Here is a 1586-nt window from a genome sequence, read left to right as displayed (position 1 = left end):
TCGCCGAGCTCCTGGTCGATGTTCCCCATGAACTCGATCATCTCCCGCGAGGCCTCAGGCCTCGCCGACGTCCACGCACCACTGGCCCCCGGGGGTCTGGCCGGTGGTGTCGGTCCCGTGGACCGGACCGAGCACGATCTTGCTGGTGTCGACGCGCACCGTTCCGTCCTCGACCGAGACGGCGAAACGATCGAGCCCGCGCGGGGCCGGGCCCTCCCAGAACTCCCCTGCCCGGTTGTACTTCGACCCGTGGCACGGGCACTCGAAGTACTGGCTCTGCTCGCAGAACGGCACCCGGCACCCGAGGTGAACGCAGCGCTGGAAGAGCGCCATGAGGCCGTCGGTGACGAGCCCCTCGTAGACGTCGTCGGCCCCGTCCCCGTCGTGCTCCACGAGGTAGAAGCGCCCGGCCCCGAAGTAGAACGGCAGCCGGCTGCCCCGGATCTGGGCCTTGATCTCATCGGCGCTGATCCCGAGGTCGATCACCGAGCCGAACGCACCCTGCAGGTTCGGCCAGAGAAAGGCGAGACTCGCCACTCCGAACTGAGCGCCGAACACGCCGAACGACCCAAGGAGCGAGCGCCGGAAGAACTCGCGACGGGTGACCGGCGATGGCCTCCGATCTTGCCGGATGAGCTCAGGCGACGGCGCGGTTGCGCCGGCCACCGAGGGAGCCCTGGCGCGCTGGGCGCGCACGAGGGAGGCGACGAGCACGACCACGAACTGCGCGAACAGAACGGCGACGACAACGATGGCGATGCCCTGTCTGCTCATCCGGCCCGCCTCTCCCAAGGGTCATCCGCAGTGTATCCGCAGCCGGGTAGAGGCTGCTTGCAGCGATCAGATCCTCGGGACGAACGGGTGGTGGCGGTCCTCGATGCGTGCGATCACCGTCGGCTGCTTCACGCCCGGGCGGAACCGGCGGAGCTCGGCCGCGAACCTCGCCTGGATGAAGTAGTGGAGCTTCCAGAACTCCTCCACGTAGATGTTCGTCTTGGGATTCATCATGTCGACCCCCAGCGCCATCTCCACGGCCATGTGGGCGCTGTTGTGCCACGTCTCCACTTCGCGTGAGAACCGCCTGAGGGACGCGGGGTCGGCCTGCGATGCGGTGGTCGTCACCTCGTAGGGAGCGTCGAAGCTCGCCAGCTCCCCTCGGGTGAAGGGGGTGACGCCGCCGAACCGGCCCGGGCCGCCGACCGCCTTGAACCGGCCGACGACGTCGGCGTGGAACAGCATGAAGCCGTGCGTCCGCCGGGTAGTGTGCCAGTCGAAGTGGATCTCCGCCAAGCCGTTCAGGAAGATGTTGTCGCGCCGCTTCCGGGGCCCGAGCATCGCCTGCTCCTCCAGGAGCTGGAGCTGCCTTTTCGACGATCCATGCATCGTGCCTCCTCTCGCAACCGCATGCTACGTGGAATCGATGCGCGCGACCGTTGTCACGCGATCGAGCGACCGGTCGAATGAGGCGACCCGTCCCACCCCCGAAAGCTCGGCCAGCGCAGCCAGATACGCCTCGGCGAAGTCGATCCTGAGGTGCTCGTAGATCTCCAGGGCGCGCAGAAGGAGGTCATGGTCGGCGACGGCGA

The 1586-nt window shown here is 67.7% G+C and carries 2 protein-coding genes; both read right to left on the bottom strand.

The genetic code is table 11. From position 1 onward, the window contains the following. Positions 1–54: 54 nt before the first annotated feature. On the bottom strand, positions 55–774 hold the full coding sequence (locus VGC47_09160; GenBank protein HEX9855470.1) for a ubiquinol-cytochrome c reductase iron-sulfur subunit: 720 nt from the start codon (positions 772–774) through the stop codon (positions 55–57). 66 nt (positions 775–840) lie between these two features. Then, entirely contained in the window at positions 841–1383 is a 543-nt protein-coding gene (locus VGC47_09155) for a hypothetical protein (GenBank protein HEX9855469.1), read from the bottom strand. Between the last annotated feature and the right edge of the window lie 203 nt (positions 1384–1586).

This window comes from Acidimicrobiia bacterium, assembly GCA_036396535.1.
In the GTDB taxonomy this organism is placed as follows: domain Bacteria; phylum Actinomycetota; class Acidimicrobiia; order Spongiisociales; family UBA5794; genus DASWKR01.
This window is presented reverse-complemented; position numbering and strand designations above follow the sequence as displayed.